The sequence below is a fragment of the Pseudomonas sp. SMV71 genome (assembly GCF_052042015.1).
Taxonomy (GTDB): Bacteria; Pseudomonadota; Gammaproteobacteria; order Pseudomonadales; family Pseudomonadaceae; genus Aquipseudomonas.
Window position 1 is genome coordinate 208532 of sequence record NZ_JBKGGU010000008.1, and the last position, 26591, is coordinate 235122.

Below are 26591 nucleotides of genomic sequence, written 5' to 3' on the forward strand. Positions count from 1 at the left end.
CATAGTCAAGGAAGCTATCGATGAGCACCCGTGCAGCACAGCAAGCAATTAGCGAACACAACGAACAGAGCATTCTCGACGGCATCGTCGCTCAAACCCGACTTTTGCCGGATGACGAGGCCTACAGCATCGCCAGGCGCGGCGTATCGGCATTTATCGAAGAACTGTTGAAACCGCATAACAACGGCGAGCCGGTCAAGAAGGCCATGGTCGACCGCATGATCGCCGAGATCGATGCCAAGCTCAGTCGCCAGATGGATGAGATTCTCCACCACCCCGACTTCCAGGCACTTGAGTCAGCCTGGCGCGGGCTGCAACTGCTGGTCGAACGCACCGATTTTCGCGAGAACATCAAGATCGAAATGCTCAACGTCTCCAAGAGTGACCTGCTGGAGGACTTCGATGACTCTCCCGAAATCATGCAGTCGGGCCTCTACAAGCATGTCTACACGGCCGAGTACGGGCAGTTCGGTGGGCAGCCGGTGGGGGCGATCATCGCCAACTATTTCATGTCTCCCAGCGCGCCCGATGTGAAATTGATGCAGTACGTATCGAGCGTCGCCTGCATGTCCCATGCGCCGTTCATCGCTGCGGCCGGCCCGAGCTTCTTTGGTCTGGAAAGCTTCACGGGTCTGCCGGACATCAAGGATCTGAAGGACCACTTCGAAGGACCGCAATTCGCCAAGTGGCAAAGCTTGCGTCAGTCTGAAGATGCTCGATATATCGCCCTGACCGTGCCGCGCTTTCTGTTGCGTAATCCATATGATCCCGACGAGAACCCCGTTAAATCCTTTGCCTACAAGGAGACCGTAGCCAACAGCCACGAGCACTACTTGTGGGGCAATACCGCATATGCGCTGGGTACCCGGCTGACCGACAGTTTCGCCAGGTTCCGCTGGTGCCCGAACATCGTCGGTCCTCAAAGCGGCGGCGCGGTTGAAGACCTGCCGTTGCACCACTTCGAAAGCATGGGCGAGATCGAAACCAAGATTGCGACTGAGGTGTTGGTTTCCGATCGCCGCGAGTATGAGCTGGCTGAAGAGGGCTTCATTTCCCTGACCATGCGCAAAGGTAGCGATAACGCTGCGTTCTTCTCTGCCAGCTCGGTGCAGAAGCCCAAGTTCTTTGGCACCGGTGCCGACGACAAGCATGCGGAGCTGAGCTACAAGCTGGGCACCCAACTGCCGTACATGATGATCGTTAATCGTTTGGCTCATTACTTGAAAGTTCTACAGCGTGAGCAACTGGGGTCATGGAAGGAGCGTACGGACCTGGAGAGGGAGCTCAACAACTGGATCCGCCAGTACGTTGCCGATCAGGAGAACCCGGCTGCCGAAGTCCGTGGTCGTCGTCCGTTGCGTGCGGCGAAGATCGTTGTCAGCGATGTCGAAGGCGAGCCGGGCTGGTATCGCGTAGGCCTGAATGTACGGCCTCACTTCAAGTACATGGGGGCTGATTTCACCTTGTCGCTGGTCGGCAAGCTGGATAAGGCGTAAGCGGCCTCATGACTTATGGCAGCCTTTTTGAGCGCCTTGGTGGTGATGTCGAAGCACGGCCAGGTATGAGTCACGAGGCCGGTGTCGCGTCATCCGTAGCTGCTCATTTGGCCAGGATGCTCAGTACCCGAGCGGGTAGCGTGCAGACGCTGGCTGATTTCGGGCTTCCGGATCTCAATGACCTGCGCTTGGGCCTGCACGATGCAAGGAGTCAGGCCCGCTTGGCGATCCAGGCGTTCGTCGAGGCCTGTGAACCGCGCCTCAGGAATGTCCGTGTCGCTTCAAGGCCCGGTGACGCCGATCCGCTTCGATTGTCCTTCAGCATCGAGGCGGTCCTGGAGGTTGGCAGCATGAAGCGGCAGGTCAGTTTCGCCGCATGCCTGGACGGCGGCGGGCAGGTCCAGGTCAGACAGGGATAGCCGCACATGCCTCTTAACCATTACTACCAAAGCGAGCTGACTGCGCTTCGCCAATTGGGCGCACGCTTTGCTGAACGCAATCCAGCATTGGCGCCCTTTCTTGGGCAGGCGGGACAAGACCCGGATGTGGAGCGGCTGCTGGAGGGCTTCGCGTTCCTGACGGGGCGCCTGCGCCAGAAGCTCGACGATCAATTGCCGGAACTGAGCCATTCGTTGATGCAGCTGTTGTGGCCCAATTATATGCGGCCGTTGCCAGCCTTTGGCATGTTGCAGTTCGACCCGCTCAGGCGCCCCGGCCCTGCGCTGAGAGTGGCGCGTGATACATCAGTACAGAGCAAGCCTGTCGAAGAGGTCTCTTGCCGTTTTCTGACCTGTTATCCAATCGACCTCCTGGCATTGGAACTGACGGGCTTGAATTATTCGGTTAAAGGCGAAGGTTCGCTGCTGAACCTGCGGTTGGAGATGTGCTGCGACGGTCATTTTGGCGACCTCCAACTGAGTCGTTTGCGTCTGCACCTGGCTGGGGAGCGTTACATCAGCCAGGCACTCTATCTCAGCTTGCTACGTCACCTTGAACGTATCGAGTTGGTTCCGCTGGACGGAGCCGGGGCAGCCCTCAAGGCTGCAGACGGCGCCCCATTCACATTCAATATCGCGCCCGACAGTGTCCGGCCCGTAGGGTTTGCCGAAGAGGAAGCCCTGCTTCCCTACCCGCTGAATACCTTCCGCGGTTATCGCTACTTGCAGGAGTATTTTGCATTCCAAGACAAGTTTCTGTTTGTCGACGTCATCGGCCTGGATGTGATCAATACCTTGCAAGCCGATAGCTTCGAACAGATGCGCGGTCTGGAGCTGCGCTTCGACATTGGCACAAGTGCTTTGCAGCGGATGCGTCCGACACTGGAAAACGTAAAGCTCTACTGCACGCCGATTGTCAACCTGTTCAAGCATGATGCGCAGCCCATCCGCCTGGATGGCAAGCAGGACGACTACCCATTGTTGCCGGCCGACTACGAGCAGAAGCATTGCGCGGTATTTTCAGTAGAAGGCGTCACCGGGTGGAAGCCTGGTGGGTTGGGTCACCAGACCTATGTACCGTTCGAATCCTTCGAGCACGATGCAAGCTTTGACGTGTCCCAGGACCGTCCTTATTACAGCGTCCGCCAGCGTCCATCGTCACTGCATGGCGGCCTCGATACCCGCCTGAGCTTCGGGGTGCAACACATCAGGCCTCATGAAACCCTGTCCATAGAGCTGATGTGCACCAATCAGGACCTGCCACGCCAGTTGAGGCCTGGGGACATCGACCAGCCTGGAGAAAAAACTCCGGAGTCTTTGAGTTTTCGCAATATCGGCCGGGTGACGCCGAGCTTCGCACCTCCGCTCGGTCACGACTTCCTCTGGAAATTGATCAGCAACATGTCACTCAACTACCTGTCGCTGGCAAACGTCAATGCGCTCAAGGTGATCCTCAAAACCTACGATTTTGCGCAGTACCACGATGATCAGGCGGAAAAGGTCAGCAAGCGATTGCTCGATGGGCTCAAGTCCATCAGACATCGGCCTGTCGACCGGCTGCATCGAGGCTTGCCGGTTCGTGGCCTGTGTACGGAGCTGACCATCGACCCTCAGGGTTATATCGGCGAAGGGGACTTGTTCCTCTTTGCTTCAGTGCTCAACGAATTTTTCGCGTTGTATGCCAGCCTCAATTCGTACCACGAACTGCGCGTGACCAGCACACAAGGAGAGGTGTACCAATGGGCGCCCCGTATGGGACAGCAGCCGCTTCTATGAGCGCGCTGACACAAGCAATACGCGAGTACTCGTTGTTCCAGGCTGTGTCGCTGGTCATCGATAAGCTGCGTGAAGCCCATCCCGAACTCGATGACGAAGCGCTGTATGACCGGTTGGAATTCCATGCCAACCCGAGCCTGGGGTTTCCCGCCAGCGATATTGACCGCGTCGAATTCTTCGAGGAGCACGGCGAGCTACGGGCGCGCTTGCGCCTGAATCTGCTGAGCCTGGTTGGAGCCGGATCGCCGCTACCGGCGTTCTACGGTGAACAGGCCTTGGGGGAGGAGGGCAGTAATCCGACGCTGCATTTCCTGGACATCTTCCACCACCGCCTCCAGCGATTGATGCTGCCGATCTGGCGCAAGTACCGTTATTGCGCGAGTTTTAAAAGAGGGGCGCAAGACCCGTTCTCGCAACAGCTGTTTGCCCTGGTCGGTCTGGGCGACGAAGAGCTGCGCAGGGCCGGCCACCTGAACTGGCGGCGTCTGCTGCCTTACCTGGGCCTGTTGAGTCTACGTGCTCATTCGGCTGCATTGATCGAAGCCGTACTGCGTTACTACTTCAAGCACGCCGAAGTCCACCTTGAACAGTGCGTCGAGCGTCGCGTGGACATTCCTGACGAGCAGTGCAATCGCCTTGGGAACGTCAACAGCCGGTTGAGCAGCGAGCTGGTACTCGGCGAACGAGTGCGCGATTGCGGTGGCAAGTTCCGGATCCATATCAGCGGGCTGGACTGGCAACGCTTCCATGAATTCCTGCCCATAGGCATCGGTTACCAGCCGCTGTGTTCGTTGGTGCGATTCACCCTGCGTGACTCGCTGGAATACGACATCCGCCTGGTCCTGTGTCAGCAGCAGATACGCGATTTGCGCATCGGCGAGCAGAACACCTGTCGCCTGGGATGGACCAGTTGGCTGGGGCGCGAGCGTGCGGATGGCGTGGTGATCCTCGGCAGCAAATCTCATTTGGAATGGACGACATGATCAACGTAGACCTTCAGCAACTTATCCAGGCGCTGGACGCCGAAACGAAAAGCGACCTGGAGCGCTCGGCCGAGCAGTGCATAGTCCGCAGCGCGGACAAAGTGCTGGTGGAAGATCTATTGCTCAGCCTGCTGGGTCGTCCGCAGGGGCTGCTTGTGCGTGCTTTGCAGGAGGCGCGGATAGATGTCGGCGAGCTGAACGCCGCCTTGCAACCGCAGTTGGGACACAGTACTACGCGCAGTCCGGTGTTCGCGCCCGAGCTGGTGCAATGGTTGCAGGATGCGTTGTTGGTCGCCCATCTCGAACTGGGCCAGAGCCAGGTCGGACAAGCTGCGCTGGTCCTGGTGTTGCTACGTAACCCGCTTCGCTATGCGGGCAGTGCTTATCAGGCCTTGCTTGGCAGGTTGAGTGCCGACCGACTCAAGGAATTGGCCTTACAGCCGCCCCAGTCGGACCTCAATCGATCCGCGACGATGAACGCCGACTTGCTGGAGCAGTTCACCCATAACCTGACCCGGCAGGCCCGCGAGGGCCAGATCGACCCCGTGCTTTGTCGGGACGATGAGATCAGGCAGATGATCGATATCCTCGTTCGTCGGCGCAAGAATAATCCAATCGTGGTGGGTGAAGCCGGGGTGGGCAAGACGGCCATTGTCGAGGGGCTGGCCTTGCGCATCGCGGCCGGGGAAGTGCCGTCGGTGCTTGACGGTGTGGAACTGCTGGCACTGGACATGGGGCTACTGCAAGCCGGCGCCAGCATCAAAGGGGAGTTCGAGCGGCGTCTCAAGGGTGTGATCGACGACGTAAAGGCGTCGGCCAGCCCCATCATCCTGTTTATCGACGAAGCACATACCCTGATTGGCGCCGGCAACAACGCTGGCGCCAGCGACGCCGCCAACCTGCTCAAGCCTGCTCTGGCCCGGGGCGAGCTGCGCACCATCGCCGCCACCACCTGGACCGAGTACAAACAATATTTCGAAAAGGACCCGGCGCTGGCCCGCCGTTTCCAACCGGTTCAATTGCACGAACCGACCGTCGATCAAGCCGTGACGATCCTGCGAGGGCTGGCCCGGATCTACGAAAGCAGCCACGGCATTTATCTGCGCGATGATGCGGTGGTCGCGGCGGCGCAGTTGTCGGCTCGCTACCTGGCAGGCCGGCAACTGCCCGACAAGGCCGTAGATGTACTCGACACTGCCTGTGCCCGCGTGCGCATCAGCTTGGCCGCTGCGCCTCCAAGCCTCGAACGATTGCGTGGCGAGCAGGCTGAAGGCGAACGCCAGCGGTATGCGTTGCGCCGTGATGCAGAAGCTGGATTACCGGTCGATCCCCACGCATTGGACGCGCTGGAGAAACACCTGCAAGCCATTGATCTCAAGCATCGGACGCTGGAAATCCAATGGTCCGAGCAGCGCATCCTTGCCGAGCGGCTGTTGTCACTGCGACGGCAGTTGGCCGAGGCGCGCGAGATCAAAGGCGATCAGCTTCTGGGTGTCGAGGCCCTGGAGGAGGCGCTGCACGAGACCCACCGCTTGTTGGTGGCTGCGCAGCTCCAGGAGCGACTGGTCAGCTTCGAAGTCTGCCCGCGACTGGTGGCGGAGGTGATCAATGCATGGACCGGTGTGCCGCTGGCACAACTGGCTCGGGAACATAACGCCAAGGTCGCCAGTTTCGCGGGGGACTTGCGTACCCGCATTCGAGGCCAGGAACCGGCCGTACAGGCGCTTGATCGGGCGATGCGCGCCGCCGCTTCAGGCCTGAATCGGACCGATGCACCGGTGGGCGTGTTTCTGTTGGTCGGGCCCAGCGGAGTCGGCAAGACCGAAACGGCACATGCCCTTGCCGACCTTTTGTACGGCGGCGATCGCTTCATCACCATACTCAACATGGCCGAGTTTCAGGAAAAACATACGGTTTCCCGCCTGATCGGCGCACCCCCGGGTTACGTTGGCTTTGGCGAAGGCGGCATGCTCACCGAGGCCGTTCGCCAAAGACCCTATTGCGTCGTGTTGCTGGACGAGGTTGAAAAGGCCGATCCGGAGGTGTTGAACCTGTTTTACCAGATCTTCGACAAAGGTCTGGCCAATGACGGGGAAGGACGGGAAATCGATTTTCGTAACACCCTCATTTTGCTGACGTCCAACCTGGGCAGCGAACGTATCGCCGAACTGTGCGAAAGCGATGGGACGCCGAGTGCCGAACGCCTTGAGGAGGCAATCCGCCCGATATTGAGTCAGCATTTCAAGCCCGCATTGTTGGCGCGTATGTGCGTGGTGCCCTATCTACCGGTCGATGGGGCGGTTCTGCGTGAGTTGGTGGTAGCCAAGCTCGATCAATGGGGCGAGCGGCTGCATCGCCGCCAGATGGGCTTCACCTATTGTGAGACTCTGGTGGGACATCTGGTCGAGCGATGCACACGCAGCGACAGCGGCGCACGGTTGATTGACCGTTTGCTGGACCGGCACTTGACGCCTTTGGTCGCTGACCGATTGCTGGCGGCCATGGCGGGGGAGGAACAGGTGCGGCATGTACATGCCACGCTCGACAGCGATGCGGGCGTCGTGTGTGAGTTCAGCTGAGGTGGGTGCGATGTTGAGAGAGATCGCGCATCCGCTGCCCTATGCAGAAGCGCTCCTGGAGCAGTTTGCCGGCCTTTCGGGGGCTACCGACGGCGCTGCGTTGGTGGAGGTCTTCATCCAAGGCGTGGCGCGACTCAGCGATTGCGAGTTGGTGCAGCTGTATCTTTGTGATGCAAACCGCACTCGCCTTGAGTTGAACACCGAATGCCTCGAAGGTCACTTGCACTTTCGTGATCGCAGCGACCTGCCGTCCGATTATCACGATGAGCAACTGCTGCAATACGCCCTGCGCCAGAACCGCGTCGTGTGCCTTGATGCGTTAGGTGAAAGCCTGCACGAGACCCGTTTCCTGCCACCTCGGGCCACGCCATGGCAGTCATTGCTTTGTGTGCCCCTCGTCAATCCCCAGGACGGCACGAGAGGGCTGTTGCTGTGTGCCAGTGCCGAACACCTGGACCTGCAAGGGTACGCTCACTCCTTCACGCAACTTGGGGCATTCGCCCTCGGGCAGATGCATTTGCTGCAGCGTCCGCGCCGTTCCGTCGACGAACCCGCGTCGCCTGCCCCGGCCCTGTCGGGCGGCAATGGCTTCGGCCTGATCGGTAAGAGCGCGGCGATGCGCAAGACCTGTGCGCTGATCAATAAAGTGCTGCACAGCCCTTATACCGTGCTTTTGCGAGGCGAGACCGGTACCGGTAAGGAAGTGGTGGCCCGGGCGATCCACGACCATGGCCCGCGGCGGTCCAAGGCGTACATCGTGCAAAATTGCGCTGCAGTACCCGAGAACCTGCTGGAAAGCGAGCTTTTCGGCTATCGCAGAGGCGCGTTCACCGGTGCGGACCGAGACCGGGCCGGGCTGTTCGATGCGGCCAACGGCGGCACGTTGCTGCTCGACGAAATAGGCGACATGCCGCTGGCCCTTCAAGCCAAGCTGCTGCGTGTATTGCAGGAGGGAGAAATCCGACCCTTGGGGTCCAACGACACCCACACCGTGGATGTGCGCATCATCGCCGCCACTCACCGCGACCTGAAGCAGCTCATGGAAGAGGGCAAGTTTCGCGAAGACCTGTATTACCGCCTCGCACAGTTTCCGATCCTGCTACCGGCGTTGCGCCAGCGCGAAGGGGACATCATCGAGTTGGCCCGGCATTTTGCCGACAAGGCCTGCGCGCTCTTGCAGCGTGGGCCGGTGTCCTGGTCAGCGGCGGCGCTTGACCATCTGGCCGCCTATGGCTTCCCGGGGAACGTCCGTGAACTCAAGAGCATCGTCGAAAGAGCCGTGCTGTTGTGCGAGGGCGGCGAACTGCTCGTCGAGCATTTTTCCTTGCAGATCGATAGCCCACCCGGACGCGGCCAGGTAAGCCTGCGTGAACGGCTGGCGCAAATCGAACGTCGCCTGCTGGTCGATTGCCTGCGCGAGAACAACGGCAACAAGACCCGTGCCGCGCGCGAGCTGGGCTTGCCACTGCGCACACTGCTCTACCGCCTGACCCGTCTGAAGGTCGAACGCAGGGACTTCGATGGCTGAACCTGCCACTTGCCCATTTCTACCAATACCCCTGGCCCTTTCATCTGCGGAGATTCCGATGCCTGTCTTTCCATGGCAAGCCGTCCTGCTGCCCTTCGTCCTGCTCATCGCCCTGGGTGGCTGCAATGGCAACTACAAATTCAACGACAGCGATTATCGCCCTCTGGGTGATCCGCAGGCGGTTAACCGTGGCAGTTGATCGCAAGGAGCTTGTGTAGATGGAACTTGTTTTCGAGGTGCTCAGCACCGGGCAATTCATCCCTGCGCAGCTTTGCCGGAAAACCTTTGGGCCAGCCGGTGGCGTGATCGGACGCGGCGAAGGTTGCGATTGGGTCATTCCCGACCGAAGACGCGTGCTTTCCAAGCGGCACGCGTTGGTCACCTTCCGCGAGGGGGCATTTTTCCTGACCGATACCAGCGGCAACGGTACCGTCCACCGGGCCAGTGGGCTGCGCCTGTCCAAGGGCAAGCCGGTCCGCGTACAGGACGGCGATGTCTACGTCTTGGGAGATATGGAGGTCGTGGCGCGGTTGGTCCCGGGGGATACTGGCGGTGTCGTGGGAGCCGGGCGTACAACTCCGATGGGCGATCTCATCCCGGACGACGCATTTCTGACCCTCGATCCTTTGAAGGCGCTGGATCAGCAGGAGCGTGCCTTTGGTGACATCGACGAGTTGATCTGTCCCGCTGCCGTGCTGCCTGATGCGTTCGGTCGTGCCGATTACGCCCGCGTCGACATGGAAAACCTGCCGCTGCCGGAGCTGACTGAGGCACCCTTCGAGCCGGTGCCAAAGCCAGCTCCGACCGTCATTGCAGCCGATCACCCATGCGAAGCGTTCTGGCAGCGATTCGGTGCTGCCTTGGGCCTGGACCTTGAGCGCTTGGACGACAACGCGCGTGAAGCCCTGGCGATCAGCGCAGCGCAGTTGCTCAAGCAAAGCGTCCATGGTTTGCAACAAGGCTTGCGCACTCAGTCGGAGTTGAAGAACGAGCTGCGCCTGTCTGATCCGCCCAGTCATGACGAACAGCAGGGCGCGCTGAAATGTACCGACGATCCGCTTCTCGCGTTGAAGAGGCTGTTGCTTCCGGACACGCCATCCGTATTGCCGGCCGATCAGGTCATTGCCCGGGCCCACCGTGACCTGCAAGCTCACCAGGTGGCTCTGCTCTCAGCCAGCCGGGCCACCCTGCGGGCGACGCTGGAGCACTTTTCACCCCGGCAATTGATCCATCGCATGGAGCGGGAACATAAACCGCTGATTACCACCTCGGGTCACTACTGGAAGGCTTATGGCCGGTATCACCAGGGGCTGTGCCAGGACGACGACTGGACCGAGCGGGTGCTGGCCCGCGATTTCTCCCGCGCCTATGAGGAGCAGGTTCGCCTGGTGTCCAGCCTGCATATCGAGTACCGCGGATGACGACCATGGCTCATTGCACGATGTTTTTATCCAGGACCTTGACCACGCTTGCCACGACGTTGCTCTTGAGCGGATGCGCCGTGCTGTCGCCGTTCTCGACGATGACCAAGCTCAACCTCACGCTGGTCACCAGTGATCAGCTCAATCCAGATATCAACGCACGACCATCGCCAGTGGTGGTGAGACTGTTCGAGCTCAAGCATCCGGTGGCGTTCGAGAACGCGGACTTCCTGAGTCTCTATGAGCGAGCGAAAGATACCCTGTCGCCCGACCTGATCTTTAGCGAAGAGTTAGAACTGCGCCCCGGCGAAACGGTGGAGCTCAGGCTCAGTATCTCGGGTATGGGGCGTTACGTCGGCGTGCTGGCCGCTTACCGCGACCTGCCGCATGTCCGCTGGCGCTACACCTTGCCGATCGCGGCGCAGCAGCTGACTGAAGCGCATCTGACTCTGGATCAGAATGGGATCTCCAGGACGCCTGTCGCAATGGCCAAAAGGACGGGCAATGAACCACGATAAGGTCATCTGGCAAGAAGGCATGTTGTTGCGCCCGCAGCATCTGCAACACAACGACCGCTATTTCGATCATCAACTCAGGGCGCGCACCCGGTTGCTGTCCAGCTATGCCTGGGGATTCCTGGCGCTGGAAATCGACCGGCAATTTCTCAACATGGGCCAGCTGGTGGTCAGCCAGGCCAGCGGAGTGCTGCCAGACGGCAGCCTCTTCGAGTCGGGAGGCAACGCCGAACCGCTGATCCTGGAAATACCGTCAAACACCCGCAACACCCCGATTTACCTTGCGCTGCCTTTGGTGACCGGCAATCACATCGAGGCCAGAAATCCGGAACAGTCCGACGTACTGGCACGCTATACCACATACGACACACAGGTGATCGACTCCAATGCCGCAAGCGCCGGCGGGAGCCAGATCAGCTGCGGCCGACCGGACCTGCGCCTGCTGCTGGGCGAGCAACAGAGCGACCATGCCTTCGTGAAACTCAAGCTCTGTGAGGTGCTCGACATTACGGCCGATGGCGTTATCCGGCTCGACCCGGAATTTGTGCCGAGCGTTATCCACGTGCGTTCATCCCCTTTTCTACAGTCATGCCTGAAAGAAATCATCGGCATGCTTGGCCACCGTGGCGATAGCCTCGCCGAGCGGATTCGCTCCAATGGCAAAGTCGGCGGCGCTCAGGTCGGTGATTTCATGATGTTGCAGTTGATCAACCGCAGCGAACTGTTGTTGCGCCACTATCTGGAACTGGAGCAGGTGCATCCTGAAACGCTGTACCAGGCGCTGCTGACGTTGTTGGGGGACCTGTCGACGTTCTCCAGCGAGAGCAAACGCCCGCCGCTCGACAACCGTTACCGGCACCTCGACCAAGGCACGTGTTTTCGAAGCCTGATGCAAGCGATCCGGCAGGTGTTGGCGATGGTGCTCGAGCAGCATGCCATCGAGCTGCAATTGCAGGCGCGCCAATACGGCATCTTCGTCTCGCAGCTAAAGGACCCTTCGCTGCTGGACTCGGCCTCGTTCGTACTGGCGGCCAGTGCCCATTGCGACGGCGAAGCGCTGCGCCAGCGGTTGCCGTCGCATCTCAAGATCAGTTCGGTAGAGCGCATCCGCCAATTGGTCAACCTGCACCTGCCCGGTATCCCGCTCAGGCCATTGCCCGTTGCACCGCGGCAGATCGCTTTCCACGCCAACAAGACTTATTTCATTCTCGAGCCCAGCCCCGAAGACCTGGTTCAGCTCAAGCGCTGCGCAGGCTTCGCATTTCATGTCAGCGGCGATTTTGCCGGGCTTGAACTGAACTTTTGGGCCATCAGGAATTGAACGCAATGGATACGGAAAATCCCCAGGACGAAACCACTGTCCTGCTCGATCATCATGGACAGCGCCCCGTCTGCGGGCCCCTGACCGACGGCGCCGCGCCGCCACGCATGGAACAGCTACAGGAGCGCATGATCTATGCGGCGCACCAGCCGCGCCTCCAATCATCGAATGTCAGCCTCAATCCACTGGTCGCGGCAGCGTCCGGGTTGCTGTCGCAAGTGATCCAGCTCAAGCGTGGCGGCGAACGCGAGGACTTGCAGACACTCAAGCAGGAACTGAGTCAGGGCCTGGAGCAGTTCGAGGCCCACGCAGTGCAAAAGGGCGTGGAAAGCAGCCAGTTGATTGCTGCTCGTTACGTGCTTTGCACCGTGATTGACGAGGCGATCGTGACGACATCGTGGGGTGTTGGGAGTGGCTGGTCGCAGATGAGTATGCTCAGCACGTTCCACAACGAAACGTTTGGCGGCGAGAAGGTTTTCCAGCTGCTCGAGCGCCTATCGAAAAACCCCATCAAACATCTGGCGATGCTCGAGCTGCTATATGTGAGCCTGGCCCTTGGCTTCGAGGGCAAGTATCGGGTTCAGACGCGCGGGATACTGGAGCTGGAAAGTCTTCGAGATGCCCTGTATCGGTTGATTCGCCAAGTCCGCGGGGTGCCCCCCGAGCTATCACCGCCCGGTGAGATGCGCGATGAAAACCGACGCAAACCGATGCGCATGGCTCCTGCCTGGGCCGTGGCGCTTTTCACGGCGATCTGCCTGGGAACGATGTATTCGAGCTTCGCCTGGGTGTTGAGCGAGCATCGTAAAAACGTGCTTCAACCTTATCTATTGCCAGGACCGGCTACCGCTCGGCTGCGGTCGTAAACAGGGACGTGTCATGAAATTGCTTTACCGCAAAACCGTGGATTGGGCGCGCCAGACCTGGGTCTGGACGCTGTTATTGGTGTCGTGGGTCGCGCTGATGGTGTGGTTCGTCGGGCCACTGGTGGCCGTCAATGACTACAGATTCTGGGCGAGCACCACGGCGCGATTGCTGAGCATCATTGTGCTTGTGCTGGGTTGGGGCCTGGGTATGGTGTTCTTCAATGGGCGCGGGAAATCGTCCGCGAGCCTCGGTGGAAACGACACCTGCGAGGTGTCTCAAGCCAGGGTTGAGAGTGAGCGACGCGAGGTGCGCTCGCGCTTCAAGAAGGCGTTGAGAGCGCTGAGGTCCTCCAGTCTTTATCCCGGACGTAGCGGACGCTGGCGCAACGACCTGCCGTGGTACCTGTTGATGGGGCCGCCAGCCAGCGGCAAGACCAGTCTGCTGCGTAGCTGCGGCCATGAACTGTCCCAAGGCGGATTCGACCAGCAAACCCACGACAGCCTGCCCGCTACCCGGCAGTGCGATTGGTTTTTCGCCGGACACGCCGTGCTGGTCGACACCGCCGGGCGCTATCTGACCCAGGCGGACAACGACGTCGACAACAGTGCCTGGGCTGCGTTGCTCGAGCTGATGCGCAAGCGTCGCCGCAGACGCCCTTTGAGTGGTGTGCTGATGACCGTGCCTATCGACCTCCTGCTGTCGGGCAGCGAGAGTGAAGTCGACGCCTTGGCCCGGCAGATCCGAGGACGTCTGCAAGAACTGCGACGGCGGTTACACACTGATGTGCCGACCTACCTGATCCTGAGCAAAGCGGACCGAGTGCCCGGCTTCAATGAGTTCTTCGATTCGCTGACGCGCGAGGAAAACAACCAGGTGCTGGGCGCCAGCTTCAATCGAGACCAGCGGGGTTGCGATGTGAGTCTGCTGCGTAGCGAGTTCGAAGCACTGTTGCAGCGGCTCAATGGCCAGGTGATCACGCGGATGCAGCAGGAGCGTGACTCGCTACGACGCGGCAGCATCCTGGATTTTCCCCATCGACTGGGGCAGATCGGCGCCCATCTGTGTTTGTTGGCCGAACAAGGATTCACCGGCAGCGGCTGCACATTGCGCGGCTTCTATCTGACCTGCGTACCGTCTTCGAGTCGGGTTCCGGACTCGGTCGGCGGACAGACGCGAGCGAACGCCCGAGCTGCGCCTGGTCGGCCTGGGCGATTCGTCCATCATTTGTTCAGTCGGGTAATTTTCCCGGAGGCCGACTTGGCCGACCTCGATCAGCGCGGGCGCCGACGCCTCTACTGGGGGCAGTCAGCCTTGTACTTCGCTGGGTTGGCGATTCCTGGCCTGTTCGGGTTGTTGTGGACACAGGGTTTTGCGTTCAATCACGAGCGTCTGGAAAATCTGCGTCTGTTGGCGCAACGCTGGGATCAGCTCCAGTCTGTTCAGAAAAACACCGGCGATTGGGCTGCAATGCTCGATTCACTTGATACACGCTTCGAGGCTACCCAGGTTTTCCCACCCGTCAGGACAGTGCCGCTGTACGAACGCGTGGGGCTGTACCAAGGTGAGGCCAGTGACGCTGTGCTAGACGACGCTTACCGCCATGCGTTGCAAACGCAACTGTTGCCACGGGTCGCAAAAAGGCTGGAAGAACACATCCGCAGCAACCGGGATGAACGCGAGCACCTGCTTGTCAGCTTGCGTGCGTACCTGATGCTAGGCATGAAAGAGCGTCGCGACAGTGCATGGCTCATGGAGCGGATGGCCACCGATTGGTCCCTTCGCTACCCCGCCGACGCGGCGCGGCAACAGAGGTTGAACGCGCATTTCGCGCGTCTGTTGGAGCAACCCTTCATCCATGCACTCGATGAGCCATTGGTGGCCCAGGCCCGTGAACGCCTGCGCGGTGAATCCATGGCCGTCGTGGTGTACAGGATGCTGCGCGACCAGGCGAGCCATCTGCCGCCCTACAGGCTCAGTCACCACTTGGGCGCCCAGGGGACGTTGCTCGTCGGAACCGACCATGTGATCCCCGGTTTCTACACCCGGCAGGGTTACGAGCAATTCTTTTCGATCCGCGGTGCGACCCTCATCCCCCGGTTACTGCAAGACAACTGGGTATTGGGTGACGGCGAAGGCCTCAGTGACATGGACATGCGTCGCCTGATGGCCGAGTTGGAACAACTGTATTTTCGTGACTATTCCGACCGCTGGAGCGAAGCGGTTGGCCAGGTAGCCGTCCACACGATCACCCGTGCGGGCCAGGGCGCCGAGCAACTTGCAGGGCTGACCTCGGCTCATTCGCCGATTGTGCAGATGTTGGTCCAGGTGCGTGAAAACACTCGTATCACGACCGTTGCCGAACACTTCGATACGCTGGCGCCGGCGGCCGAGGAAGGAGGGCATCCTGTTGCGAGGCTCGCTGCTGTGGCCGGGAATGTCGCTGGGTCCTTGAAGGAGAGCCTGCCGGACACTGCGCGTAAATCCTTGCAGCGACGTTTCGAGTCACTGCATCGCTTGCTGGGACCCGATAATGCCCCGACGGCCGATCTGAACCACGCCTTGCGGGCGCTTGACGAAGTGCAACTGCAACTGGCGAGTCTGGCTCGAGCCGGTGCGCCGGATCATGCTGCATTCGAACTGGCCCGCAACCGTATGGGCGGCCAGCAGGATGCGTTGGGCCACCTGCGCGCCGCGACCGCTCGGTTACCGCGTCCGGTCGCGGCATGGTTCAGCGCGGTGGCCGAGGACAGCTGGCGTCTGGTGCTCGACGATTCGTACCGCTACTTGAACCAGCGTTATCAGAACGAGCTGTACAGCTTTTACGCCAAGGCGATCAACAAGCGATATCCGTTCAATGCTCACAGTGCCAGCGACGTCGCGCTCAACGACTTTCGGGAGTTCTTCAGGGATCAAGGCGTTGCCGATCGATTCTTCGAAAGTTATATCCGGCCCTTCGTCAACGATTCGGCGGGGCAGTACCGCCTGCGCAGCGTCGACGGCCAGGGCCTGCCGTTGTCCAGGGCCTATCTGGACCAAATGGCAGCGGCGCGCACCATACGGCGTAGCTTTTTCGCCCAGGACCCGGCTGAACCGCAGGTGCAGTTTACGCTTGAGCCTTACACCCTTGATCCAACGGTAAGCCGTTCCGAATTCCGTTTCGGTGACAGGACGCTTGAATACCGCCACGGTCCGATCTTGCCTGTGGCGTTCACCTGGCCAAGCGCAGCACAGGACGGGCGTACCGCCTTGGTGCTGGAAAAAACGGTCGGGCGGGGCGTGGGAATCGAGAAGAATACCGGGCCCTGGTCGCTGTTTCGTTTGTTCGACCTTATGCAGACAGAGGACCTGAGCGGACGCGATGTGCGCCTGCTCAAAGCAGACCTGGGTGGCCTGCGAGCCAATTATCTGTTGACGAGCCAGCGTACGCCGAACCCCTTTGACATGAACGTATTGCGCACCTTTCGAATGCCGGTGCAGCTATGACGCCAAGTGTCGGCGCTTGGCACAGTGCCGGGCGTACCGACCGCGGTAAGGTTCGGCAACGCAACGAAGATGCCTTCCTCGAATGCCCACAGCATGGCCTGTGGGCGGTTGCCGACGGCATGGGTGGCCATTGGCGTGGAGATATCGCCAGTCAGCTGGTTATCGCCAGCCTGGCGGACCTGCCGCTACACCGGGATCTAAGCGCACGTTCAAAAGCGGTGCGCCAGTGTCTGCGCTGGGCCAATCGACGGCTGGCCCATGAACTCACCGTCACAGCGGATCAACCAGGCATTAGCGCAAGCACAGTCGTGGTGCTGTTGCTGGAAGGTCACCGTGGGATTTGCATCTGGGCCGGCGACAGCCGCTGTTATCTGTGGCGCGGTCGACGGTTGTATCAGCTGTCCAAGGATCACTCGTTGCAACAGCAATTGATCGATACGCGCCGCATCAGCCGCGACGAGGCGTGTGCCCATCCGGCGGCCAAGGCGTTGACTCGCGCGGTGGGTGCCACGCTGGAGTTGAACCTTGAGGTGCTGGAGCTGGACGTTCACCGCGGCGATACGTTTCTGTTATGTACTGATGGCTTATATCAGGACCTGAGCGCTGGAGCCCTGGGGAACGCATTGGACCTGGCGTCCCCACGCAGAGTACTGGAGCATCTTTTCGAAGGCGCTCTGGGTGGCACGGCGCGGGATAACCTGACGGCCGTGGTGATTCGCCAATGAGCGAAGAGGACCCTCTCCCAACGTATTGCGCGTTCGCCGCTGGTGCGCCTGCCGTCGCTTCGAACCCGTGCACTGCCGGCAACAGCCCGGAAATACTCGCCGGACGCTATCGTCTCGAACGCTTGCTGGGGGCTGGCGGCATGGGCGTGGTGTACCGCGCTCGGGACCTGCTGCACGAACAGTACGGCGATCCGGAGCCGTATCTCGCCTTGAAAATGCTCAGTGAGCAATTCGATACATCACCTGATGCCAGCGCGTTGCTGTACAGCGAATTTGCCCTGACTCGACAACTGCGCCATCCGAACCTGTTGCAGCCGTACACCTTTGAAGTGGACGCTGCCCGCCGGAAGGCCTTTATCACCATGGAATTGATGCACGGCATCACCCTCGACAAATTGCTCTGCGAGCAGCCGCAGGGATTGCCCTGGCATGAGCTGAGAGCGATTGCCGTGCCGCTGCTTGATGCCTTGGCCTTTATCCATGGCCGAGGCGTTTTGCATGGAGATCTGAAGCCAAGCAACGTCATGCTCTGCGATGAGGGCGTGCGGTTGTTCGATTTCGGCCTGGGCCTCGCCCAAAGGCAGCCCTGCAAGCGCCTTCCCCAACTGGACCGCAAACGCCTCAAAGCCTGGACTCCCGGCTACGCCGCCCCTGAGCTGCTCGAAGGTGATCCCCTATCGGCGAGCGCCGATATCTACAGCGTGGCTTGTTCATTGTACGAACTGGCGAGCGGCGATCACCCGTTTCGTCGCTTATCTTCCATCCAGGCGCGTGATGCCCGGTTGGACCGCCAACTCAAGGCACCACGCAACCTGCCCTGGCGCTGCTGGTCAGCGCTGCGCTCGGCGCTGGCGTTCAATCCGCGACAGCGCGCTATCAGTGCGGCGCAGTTGCGCGATGTGTGGGGTGGTTCGTCCTGGTGGTAGGGACTGAAGCGTCCTGCTCATTGTGGGAACGAGCCTGCTCGCGATAGCGGTGGGTCAGTCTGCATCGATGCTGCTGACCCGACGCCATCGCGAGCAGGCTCGCTCCCACAGGAGACATGCTTCGCGCAATGGAGGGCGAAGTGAAGGGATATGCCTTCTTTCTTTGCCGCTGATGGCTACCGCGGATCGATGTTATCCAGCACCCGGTTCGCCATCAATGAACTCAGCTCAATCAGTTGCTGGATGCCCAGCGCGATATTGCGCCGTGAGCCTTCCAGGTCGAATGCGAGTTCGTCGACCATGGCTTCGGCCGAGGCCAGGGTTTCGCTGAGGTTGGCGAGCAGGCATTCGTTGTCGATGTCTTTCACGACGGTGAATAGCTGGCCTGGTTTGGGTTCGTCTTTGGGCTTTGTCGGTTTGGGCGACAGGTAGTGATCCAGGACGCGTTCGGCGGCTTCGTCTAGTTTCTTGGATTTTGTGTGCGGGGAAGCTTTGTCCGCCTCGGGCGGATTCGGTGTTGGCTTGAACATGTACTAAGTCCTTAAGTGAAGCCGACACCTTCCAGCTACTAAACAGGAGGGTGGCAGCTGTGCGCAGGTTAGTAGACCGGGGACTTAGCAAGCCGGCGCGCCCGAGGGCGCCCTGCGCACAACCGCCGTCAAATACAGGCATGGAAATACCTGACTGATAGGAGCTAATGCACCTTACTAAATGCCGCGGGCTACTAAACCCGACCACTGATGGGCAGTGGCAGGAAGACAATAGAGCCCAGGAACAAGGCGCACAAGCGGGCGGATTCTGGCGTAGTTGTAGGCAAAGGCGCAAGGATATGTGGGCTGGCGCGAGCAAAGCGGACAGGTTGGACATCTATCTGTAGGCACAAGACGACCCCTGTGGCGAGGGAGCTTGCTCTCGCGCGGCGGCGCAGCCGTCGGGGGCCCGGTTGCGACCGTTTACTTGGAGGAGCGCGTTTTTGGTTCGGGGCGGCTTCGCCGTCAGCGAAAGGCAGCGAAACTATTGGATGGAGTGAGATGGGGCATTCAATCCAACGGCAGCGCGGAATCGGTGCGGCGCAGTTGCGTAATGTGTGGGGCGGTGGTGCGTTTTGCTGGTCGACGCTGATACCATGTGGCCACTACGTTCGCCCTGTGACATATGGAAATGTGAATGCATAAAAATCTTGAACTAGTCGCTTATATTTTCGGGCCGTTGATCCTGAGCATCATCATTTTGCAATTGGTATTTGGAGCGCTGAATCTCTACAACACTGCAAGATCGTCTGTCTATAAAAAACTCAGGCTATTCGCTCTGGATGCTGATCGCGGCCTGGCGGAGCAAGGTTACTTATGGCTGAGTATCCTTTCGCCCATTATGTATTTCTTTGTATTCGGAAGCATCGCTTGGGAAGGTTACACACCCTCCTTGAGTGGTGAGGGCTTCAAGAAGTTTATTGAGCTCAGCGCGTTACCCCTTGCGCTTTTGTCGCTGTGCATTCCCTTGTCGGTTCTGATCGCTCGGGTGCATGCCACGCATCAAACCTCTATACAAATAGAAACCACTCGCCACAAAAACAATATGGATGCGTACTATGCCCATCGAAAAGCGATGTTCGAGTACTTTGGTTATTTAAAGGAAATAAAATATCCAGGTGATATTACTGGAGACTTCAATGCGCATCCCAGGCTGCATCTGCGGTTTTTTATCGACAAAGGCCCATCAAACGGAACGCCCGAGGTCAACGTAGAGGCATTTGAGACCAGTCTGAAAACCGTGTCCGAAATTCAAGAGCACATCCATAAAGCCCTTCTTCGTAAAAGCGATCCGGACAGCGTCATCAATAATTACGCCAGCGCCTGCACAAAGTTAATACAACTATCGAGCACGCTTCATTTGCCTTGTATATATGAAGACTTGGTGACTAGGCAAGGTTTCTATACCCTTTGCCAGGATAGCGCCCAGCCGGCAGATGCTGACTTGCAGTTCTGCTCTTTGGGTAAAGACACCGATCAGCTCATCGGAGCCTACCGCTATACCCGTTCATTCCTGCGTGTTCTGTGCGAATTTGCAGGTTATGACGTTAAATTCTTTAATGAAAAACGTTACTACTCCGTAGACAAAGGGAGCGGTTACAAGAGCGATCCCTATTCATTCAGAGACATCAGCGATCACCTGCGCAAAGCCAGTGATATAAGCACGAATAATAAAATGGCGCGACGAGCCCAGCAGGCCGCTACGGTTACGGGTGGGTAGGGCTGTAGGCGTCGACTTCGCTGGTCCAGTGCCTGACCATGCGCCATTCCTGGCAGCGGCGTTTCAGCTACGCCGCCGGGCCGACAGTGCGCCACAAACTGGGCGGCCCAGATTTCGTGCCGGCCAATCTCTGAAACGGTGTGCGCACAAATCCCAGCTCACCCCAAAAACCCGTGGGAGCGAGCAGGCTCGCTCCCACGGAGTGCAACGTCTGTCTCTAAGCAGTATGGGTTGGCACGAGCAACGTGGACAAGCTGAACACTTGTCAGAAGACCCCCGCGACCCCTGTGGCGAGGGAGCTTGCTCCCGCTCGGCGGCGCAGCCGTCGTGGGGTCGGTTGAGGCTGTTTATTTGGAGTCATTCATTATGGGTTTTGGGGCGGCTTTGCCGCCCAGCGGGAGCAAGCTCCCTCGCCACAGGTGCGGTGAAGTTTCTGGATTGGGTGGCGGTGGTCGGTTGGGCTGGCTGGGCTCGGTGGCAAAAGTGAGAAGGGCGTCATGGCCTCGGTAACGGCTGGTTCAATCACCTTGATTGTTACCGATCATTACTTGAAGATTTGCCGCATGCTGAGCCCACCCTTGCCTTGGAAACGATCCACATCATGACGCTCTATCGCCTTCAAGAAGCCGATCTCGATATCCCCGACAGTTGGCACGACCAGAGCATCAATATCTTCAAACTGCCGGCGGTCGGTGGCGCCAAGGAAGCCAGTTTTGTCATCAGCCGCGACCCGAGCCGGGGTGAGACGCCGTTCAATGACTATGTCGACCAGCAGTTGGAAAGTGCCAAGCAGCAGTTGCCTGGGTTCAACCTGATCAAGCGCTGGGACTTCCTCCTGCATGACCGCGCCGCTGTGCTGCTCGACTACAGCTGGCAGCGCGAAGGGCGCGAGTTGATGTTGCGCCAGGTGTTCATCGATCGCCAACCGGTGGGGTTGATCACCACGCTGACGACCACGCCGAACGATCTCGTGTACCACGAGCCGGCCTGGAAGGCGGCCATGCATTCGTTCAAGGTCCTGCCGCCCAACGCCTGATCACCTTCGGAAGACCTGACGCAATGGATATGTTGGCCGCTGCTCGCCTCGGCGATGAGATAGCCCACGGGTTTGGTGTGGCCGCGATGGTGGCGGGCGCCGTGGCCGGCGCGTTGATCGGTGCTGCGGTAGTGGCCGCGACCGTTGCGACGGGCGGCGTGGCGCTGGCGATCATGGCCGGTTCGATTGCGGCGGGCGGGCTGTCGATGTTCCAGATCCTCAAGGGCCTGAACACCATTTTCAACTTGCCCGAGCCCACGACGGGGGCGTTGATCATGGGCAGCTTCAACGTCCGGATCAACAACCGCAACGCGATGCGCGCCGGGCTCGACGTGGCGGCCGGGTGCAGCGGGTTGCCGATGAACCATCCGGTCTGGCCGTTCCCGGTGCTGATCGCCGAAGGCAGCGCCACGGTGTTCATCAACGGCAAACCGGCGGCCCGGTTGCAGAGCAAGATGGTCTGCGGTGCGCACATCAAGACCGGCAGCCCGAATACCTTTATCGGCGGGCCGACGGTCAGCATGGCGTTCGTGCTGGATATCGAAGGTTGGTTGCACACTGGTCTTGAAGCGCTGGGCATGGTCGCCATGGGCGCCGCTGCCGTGTTGGCCGCCATGGCCGGTGCAGCGGCGTTTGCCGGGTTCGTGGTGATCGGCGGCGCGATGATGGGCGGCATGGCGTTGCTCGGCGAACTGGGCGACCGCCTCGGCCCAGGCTATCGCGACCTGTTGCAGGGCATCGCCGGCATGGCGTTGTTGGGGTTGGGGCCGAAAATGGCCAAGATCGGTGCGGCGCCCAAGCCTCGGGTAGCGGCGTACAAGGCGGGCATGACCGAAGCCGATATCATGGCCATTCCCAAGGGCAGCCGCCCGCCACCGAGCGATTATCTCGAAGGCCCGTACATCGACAAGCACCTCAAGACCTTCGAGGACGAGGGCGGCAGTTTCCTGTTCACCGCCGACGATATCTCCAACCCCAAGTACGGTTCGTTCAACCCGAACAAGTTCGTCATGGCAAAATCCGACCTCAACGCGGTGGTTGCCGAGTACAAGAAAACCGGCGACGTTTCGGTATTGGAGTCGGCCCTGGGGTACGATCCGGGATCGCTGGTGGGCAAGGACATCTACATGATGAACCTCGACAACCCCAAGGTACTGATGCCCACCGGCAACGAAGGCGGCGTGAACTCGCTCTGGCGCCCCGGCGGCCTGACCCATCCGGGCGGCATGCGCGAAGCGGTGCTGGACAACGTGCCCATCGCCCACGGCAACGATATCAACACGCTGATGACGACCCGAGACGTAGTGAGAATCCAATGAACAACCCGCTCGATAACGTGCTGCTGCTGGCGCTGGCCAATGATGAATTGGACAAATTCCTGGTGGGCGAGCCGTTCTACTTTCTCGAGGCCAAGAGTGACAACGACGAGCCGCAGAACGTGGTGGCCGCGTTCGACCAGCTGATCCTGCCGTACTGGCGCCAGACCCACGACGCCACTTTCCCCCAGCGTTTCGTTGCAGGCCTGCTGACCATGCTGGCGACCTACCCGGACCGCACGCGAGCGATCTACATCGCCCACGACTGGGTCTGGTACTACCGCTTCTGCCAGGACAAACAGCGAAAGCAACCGTTGGGGCCATATGGCGATCTGTTCGACGTGGATATGGGCAGCGTCGGCGTGGCGCTCAAGCGTCTGCTGGAAAGCCACAAGGCTGAACTCATCGCCGACACCCGCTGGGCCGGCGCCACTTGGAACAGCCCGGACGGCATGTGGACCCCGCTGATGCGCTCGGCAGTGACGGTGCGCGACAAACTGGGCGGCCCGGACTTCGTGCCGGCCAATCTCTGAAGCGGTGTGCGCACAAATCCCAGCCCACCCCAAAACCCTGTGGGAGCGAGCCTGCTCGCGATAGCGGTGGATCAGCTGCATCAGTGGTGGCTGACCCACCGCTATCGCGAGCAGGCTCGCTCCCACAGAGTGCAACGTCTGTCTCTAAGCAGTGGCATGGGTTGGCACGAGCAAAGTGGACAAGCTGAACACTTGTCAGAAGACCCCCGCGGCCCCTGTGGCGAGGGAGCTTGCTCCCGCTCGGCGACGCAGCCGTCGCAGACCCGGGTTATGCGGTTTACCTGAAGGACCGCGGCCACCCTTTTAGGGCGGCTTCGCCACCCAGCGGGAGCAAGCTCCCTCGCCACAAAGGGTTCTGCGTTCCGGTCAATCTTGCGGTGTCGGCCCATTACTCTTCGTCCACATCCTCTTCATCGACCAACCCTTGCACGAATCGCTGAAAATCCGAGCAGAGCGGCCTTTCTGATCTGGCCTGGTTTTCCTCAGGACTCAGATCGCTGTCAAAGTTATCGGTCGTGAAGTAACTGACGGCCCCGGTGTCCAGATTCAGGCAAAAGAAATTACCACCCCAGTCGTTGGCGAAAGGCAGAAGGTGGGCTGGCAGCACCTGTTTCTTGAGCATGAGCTGATAGGTGGAGAGCACCGTGGAGTCGCCAATGGTAATCGGCTTGAAGGCCGCCACTTCGATGGGTTCGAAGTCATCTTCGCCGACCCAGTACCCCCGCGCCGGCATGCCGCCGTTGTACTTGAGGTAATGGTTTCTGAAGGACGTTGGCAGCTTCTTGCCGATGGCGAATTCCAGATGATCCAGATCCGCTGGGGTAAGAGCTGCTTTGTCATGTGAGAACCTGTTTTCGAACACTATCGATCTCCTATGCGAGTAGAGATTGATTGCAGAAAAGGGCCTCAGCCCCCGGACCGCCCAGCTTCCTCCACGTTGATTTATCCTCCAGCCAGTAACTTGTTCGCCAATGCCAGATCGAACTGCTTGTTGCCGAAAATTGATTTGGTCGCGAATGCTTTTTTCAGCACCTGCGAATCCAGGCTCAGTTCGTGTTTCTGCGCTGCGAAGAGAATCGTCAGGAATGGGAACGCGTAGGTGTCAGGTTCGGCCAGGACGTCATCAATCAGTGAAAGTGTGCCGAGAATGCAGTTCTCTGCCTTGGTCAGGTAAGTCTTTGTCAGCCGTTCGGTTATTTTGCTAACCGTGGCACTGACTTCATTGGACGCTGGGGTTCTGATGATGCCGCCCAGCTCATCGCCAAATTCTTTTTTGTCTTCCGATAGGGAGCTCTTCGACAGAAAGTAGGCGTTCAGCAGTCGGCTTTCATAGGGCGGGGCCTGGTCTTTGCAGAAGGTGAACGCTTCGCAGGTAAAATTTCCATCCCTGCGTAATAGCCGTCGGCTTTGTTCAAGTGTTGAACATAGATTTCTCCGAGCTTTTCCTTGGCGGTAGACAAAGCAAGCTTATTCTTGCTGGCTTTCAAGCCAACGGAGGGCAATCTGATCTGTTCTAGCACCTTCAGTAATTCCGCTTCCAGGCTTTTGAGGATGCTCATTTATTCCCCTTCTGCCTGACTACCGCGCCGTGAGCTAACGTCGAGCGTCGTTCTGCACCACGTGAGGGGCCTCGTCTTGGTGCGCCCGCAGCATTGTCCTCGATGCTCATGCGGAGGATAAGTTTCTCTAAAAGGCATACTCATGGTGCTATTGGCTTGTGAGTTCAGTGAGGAATTCCTCAAACGATTCGCATACGAACGCGAGATCTTCTTCGTCCATCAAATACAAATAAACGCTTCCGAAATCATCCCTTTTTACCGACAGCAGAAAGGGGTTCCCACCCTGATCGTAGGCAAAGGGGATCATTGCTTTTAACGAGGGGACGTCGTCAGTCAGGTCGCGATAGACGATTTCGATAGGTGCTTCTCCGTACTTGATCGGGGTGAATCCGCCCAGCAAAAATTCATTTTCGCTGTTGCTCTCAGACAAGTTTCCGCCGTTTTGCTTTAAATAGAAGTTCCTAAAGGCGGTCGGTAATTCCACATTGAATTTTTCTTGAAACTCATTCAGCTCCTGCACAGAGAGGGCGTTTTCGGAGTCTTCGAGGGTCAACCGCATTTGGATGCTCCTTTTGTTCTGCTCTTGAAACGAGCTGGGTGGGTATAGGCCTTGCCGGTAGCTGCTTTGTATTGAGCTACCCCGCCATTATGGCTTATGCCGTTGTGGGCGCTTTGCTTGATGAGCTGCATAGTGCCTGTGTTGGTCTTGGGATCGTAATCATCCAGGTGATGCCACACGTGGCCGGACGGCGTAGTTTTCTGACTCAGCTTGGCTGCCTTGTTTGCAGCCTCGAAGTCTTTGCCATAGTCCCCGGTGTATTCAATTCTGACGATTGGGTTCACTCCGGGCTTTTTGTTGTAAAGCGCGTTACTTTCAGAATAGTCGAGCCCTCCACCGGGCGTCTTAGTAACGCCTGTATAGCCGCGGTCTTTCAGTTTTATCAGAGGGTCGACTGCAAGGCCCAGAGGGTCTGCGTAGCCAATAGGGTTGGGTGCATAGGCGTAAAAGTTCAGGCCTCCCGCCAAACCTATCGGATCGGGCGTAGTGAAGCGCCCCACGTCGGGATCGTAGAACCTCAAAACGTTATAGTGCAGTCCAATTTCTCGATCAAGATATTGGCCTTGGAACCGTAGGTTCTGCTCTTCGATGAAGTAGGCTTCACGAGTTTCCTGGAGGGTGTTACCCCACACCTCAAAGCGAGCCTGCCAGACGCTATGTCCGTCGGCTTCTGTGAGTTGTTCTGGCAGGCCGTTCAGATCGTTGTGGTAATACCGGACTTTCTGATGCGCTCCGTATCCATCGACCCGTGCAAGGGGTTCGTAGGTGTTATCCGTATAAAGATAAAGGCTTGTCTGGTTGTACCGACTTTCCTGCAACAGGCGCAGGCCGTCCCAGGTGAAGCGGGTTTCGCCCAGTGGGTAGCCGTTTGTGTCGTGTTCGGTCTTGGCGATGCGTCGGCCTAGCGGGTCGTAGGTCATGCGCACGACGCTGCCGTTTTCGTTGCACACTTCGATCAGGCGGCTTTCGGCGTCGTAGGCAAAGCGTTGCAGGCCGCGGGCGGCGCTGCGTTTTTCGATCATTCGGCCGAAGGCGTCGTAGCGGTAGCGCTTGTCCTGGTAGGTCAGCAGTTTGTTGTGGACCACCAGCCCGGCGCTCGCTTGCGGGCCGTCCAGCAGGTTGGCGGCGGCGTCGTAGGCGAAGGTTTCGCGCTGGCCGTGCAGGCTATCCTCGCTGGCGATGATGCGGCCGGTGGCGTCGTAGTGCAGCAACTGGCGGTGTTGCGCGGCGGGTTGCTGGTCGAGTTTGCCGATCAGGTGGTCGGCGGGGTCGTACTCGAAG

23 protein-coding genes are annotated in these 26591 nt (G+C 59.3%); 18 read left to right on the forward strand and 5 right to left on the reverse strand.

Going from position 1 to position 26591, the window contains the following annotated elements; genetic code table 11:
- The first annotated feature begins 20 nt into the window (after nucleotides 1-20).
- From tssC to ACLEJQ_RS10810, 14 genes are read left to right on the forward strand one after another with little or no spacing between them, the layout of a single operon-like run.
- Nucleotides 21-1496, forward strand: coding sequence for a type VI secretion system contractile sheath large subunit (gene tssC, locus ACLEJQ_RS10745; protein WP_440794742.1), 1476 nt, complete (start codon nucleotides 21-23; stop codon nucleotides 1494-1496).
- Between the two features lie 8 nt (nucleotides 1497-1504).
- On the forward strand, nucleotides 1505-1915 hold the full coding sequence (gene tssE / locus ACLEJQ_RS10750) for a type VI secretion system baseplate subunit TssE (RefSeq protein ID WP_440794744.1): 411 nt from the start codon (nucleotides 1505-1507) through the stop codon (nucleotides 1913-1915).
- 6 nt (nucleotides 1916-1921) lie between these two features.
- The gene (gene tssF, locus ACLEJQ_RS10755) at nucleotides 1922-3709 is read left to right on the forward strand and encodes a type VI secretion system baseplate subunit TssF (protein ID WP_440794746.1); all 1788 of its coding nucleotides are present in this window, start codon (nucleotides 1922-1924) and stop codon (nucleotides 3707-3709) included.
- On the forward strand, nucleotides 3673-4692 hold the full coding sequence (tssG, locus tag ACLEJQ_RS10760; protein WP_440794748.1) for a type VI secretion system baseplate subunit TssG: 1020 nt from the start codon (nucleotides 3673-3675) through the stop codon (nucleotides 4690-4692). The genes tssF and tssG overlap by 37 nt, the downstream gene beginning before the upstream one ends.
- Nucleotides 4689-7271: a type VI secretion system ATPase TssH gene (gene tssH / locus ACLEJQ_RS10765; RefSeq protein WP_440794750.1), complete on the forward strand. Its 2583-nt coding sequence runs from the start codon at nucleotides 4689-4691 to the stop codon at nucleotides 7269-7271. Before tssG ends, tssH begins: the two co-directional genes overlap by 4 nt.
- A gap of 10 nt (nucleotides 7272-7281) precedes the next feature.
- Nucleotides 7282-8799, forward strand: coding sequence for a sigma-54 interaction domain-containing protein (locus tag ACLEJQ_RS10770; RefSeq protein WP_440794752.1), 1518 nt, complete (start codon nucleotides 7282-7284; stop codon nucleotides 8797-8799).
- Nucleotides 8800-8857: 58 nt separating this feature from the next.
- The gene (locus ACLEJQ_RS10775; protein WP_440794754.1) at nucleotides 8858-8998 is read left to right on the forward strand and encodes a type VI secretion protein; all 141 of its coding nucleotides are present in this window, start codon (nucleotides 8858-8860) and stop codon (nucleotides 8996-8998) included.
- A gap of 19 nt (nucleotides 8999-9017) precedes the next feature.
- Nucleotides 9018-10220: a type VI secretion system-associated FHA domain protein TagH gene (gene tagH, locus ACLEJQ_RS10780; protein ID WP_440794756.1), complete on the forward strand. Its 1203-nt coding sequence runs from the start codon at nucleotides 9018-9020 to the stop codon at nucleotides 10218-10220.
- Between the two features lie 5 nt (nucleotides 10221-10225).
- Entirely contained in the window at nucleotides 10226-10738 is a 513-nt protein-coding gene (gene tssJ / locus ACLEJQ_RS10785; protein WP_440794794.1) for a type VI secretion system lipoprotein TssJ, read from the forward strand.
- Nucleotides 10725-12056, forward strand: coding sequence for a type VI secretion system baseplate subunit TssK (gene tssK, locus ACLEJQ_RS10790; protein ID WP_440794758.1), 1332 nt, complete (start codon nucleotides 10725-10727; stop codon nucleotides 12054-12056). Before tssJ ends, tssK begins: the two co-directional genes overlap by 14 nt.
- Before the next feature lie 5 nt (nucleotides 12057-12061).
- Entirely contained in the window at nucleotides 12062-12922 is an 861-nt protein-coding gene (gene icmH, locus ACLEJQ_RS10795; protein ID WP_440794759.1) for a type IVB secretion system protein IcmH/DotU, read from the forward strand.
- A 13-nt stretch (nucleotides 12923-12935) separates the two neighbouring features.
- Entirely contained in the window at nucleotides 12936-16406 is a 3471-nt protein-coding gene (gene tssM, locus ACLEJQ_RS10800) for a type VI secretion system membrane subunit TssM (RefSeq protein WP_440794761.1), read from the forward strand.
- Nucleotides 16403-17131 (forward strand): PP2C family protein-serine/threonine phosphatase, encoded by a 729-nt coding sequence (locus ACLEJQ_RS10805; RefSeq protein ID WP_440794763.1) that lies wholly within the window; start codon nucleotides 16403-16405, stop codon nucleotides 17129-17131. Before tssM ends, ACLEJQ_RS10805 begins: the two co-directional genes overlap by 4 nt.
- A complete protein-coding gene (locus ACLEJQ_RS10810; RefSeq protein ID WP_440794765.1) occupies nucleotides 17128-18057 on the forward strand; it encodes a serine/threonine-protein kinase in 930 nt (309 codons plus the stop codon). The genes ACLEJQ_RS10805 and ACLEJQ_RS10810 overlap by 4 nt, the downstream gene beginning before the upstream one ends.
- Before the next feature lie 176 nt (nucleotides 18058-18233).
- On the opposite strand, the gene ACLEJQ_RS10815 is transcribed toward ACLEJQ_RS10810, so the two are convergent.
- Nucleotides 18234-18587 carry a DUF6124 family protein gene (locus ACLEJQ_RS10815; RefSeq protein ID WP_440794767.1) on the reverse strand — a complete coding sequence of 118 codons (354 nt, stop codon included), beginning with the start codon at nucleotides 18585-18587 and terminating at the stop codon, nucleotides 18234-18236.
- 637 nt (nucleotides 18588-19224) lie between these two features.
- Between ACLEJQ_RS10815 and ACLEJQ_RS10820 the strand changes: the two genes are divergently transcribed.
- From ACLEJQ_RS10820 to ACLEJQ_RS10835, 4 genes are all read left to right on the forward strand, one after another.
- The gene (locus ACLEJQ_RS10820; protein ID WP_440794769.1) at nucleotides 19225-20307 is read left to right on the forward strand and encodes a hypothetical protein; all 1083 of its coding nucleotides are present in this window, start codon (nucleotides 19225-19227) and stop codon (nucleotides 20305-20307) included.
- Nucleotides 20308-20908: 601 nt separating this feature from the next.
- Nucleotides 20909-21343 (forward strand): DcrB-related protein, encoded by a 435-nt coding sequence (locus tag ACLEJQ_RS10825; RefSeq protein WP_440794771.1) that lies wholly within the window; start codon nucleotides 20909-20911, stop codon nucleotides 21341-21343.
- A 23-nt stretch (nucleotides 21344-21366) separates the two neighbouring features.
- A complete protein-coding gene (locus ACLEJQ_RS10830; protein WP_440794773.1) occupies nucleotides 21367-22662 on the forward strand; it encodes a PAAR domain-containing protein in 1296 nt (431 codons plus the stop codon).
- Nucleotides 22659-23192 carry a hypothetical protein gene (locus ACLEJQ_RS10835; RefSeq protein ID WP_440794775.1) on the forward strand — a complete coding sequence of 178 codons (534 nt, stop codon included), beginning with the start codon at nucleotides 22659-22661 and terminating at the stop codon, nucleotides 23190-23192. Before ACLEJQ_RS10830 ends, ACLEJQ_RS10835 begins: the two co-directional genes overlap by 4 nt.
- Nucleotides 23193-23580: 388 nt before the next feature.
- On the opposite strand, the gene ACLEJQ_RS10840 is transcribed toward ACLEJQ_RS10835, so the two are convergent.
- The 4 genes from ACLEJQ_RS10840 to ACLEJQ_RS10855 all read right to left on the reverse strand — a co-directional run.
- The gene (locus ACLEJQ_RS10840) at nucleotides 23581-24054 is read right to left on the reverse strand and encodes an SMI1/KNR4 family protein (RefSeq protein ID WP_440794777.1); all 474 of its coding nucleotides are present in this window, start codon (nucleotides 24052-24054) and stop codon (nucleotides 23581-23583) included.
- A gap of 451 nt (nucleotides 24055-24505) precedes the next feature.
- Nucleotides 24506-24751, reverse strand: a complete 246-nt coding sequence (locus tag ACLEJQ_RS10845) for a hypothetical protein (protein WP_440794778.1) — start codon at nucleotides 24749-24751, stop codon at nucleotides 24506-24508.
- A 148-nt stretch (nucleotides 24752-24899) separates the two neighbouring features.
- Entirely contained in the window at nucleotides 24900-25310 is a 411-nt protein-coding gene (locus ACLEJQ_RS10850; protein WP_440794780.1) for an SMI1/KNR4 family protein, read from the reverse strand.
- Nucleotides 25301-26591, reverse strand: a 1291-nt coding sequence (locus tag ACLEJQ_RS10855; protein WP_440794782.1) for an RHS repeat-associated core domain-containing protein, incomplete at its 5' end; no start/stop codon positions are given. The genes ACLEJQ_RS10855 and ACLEJQ_RS10850, both read right to left, overlap by 10 nt.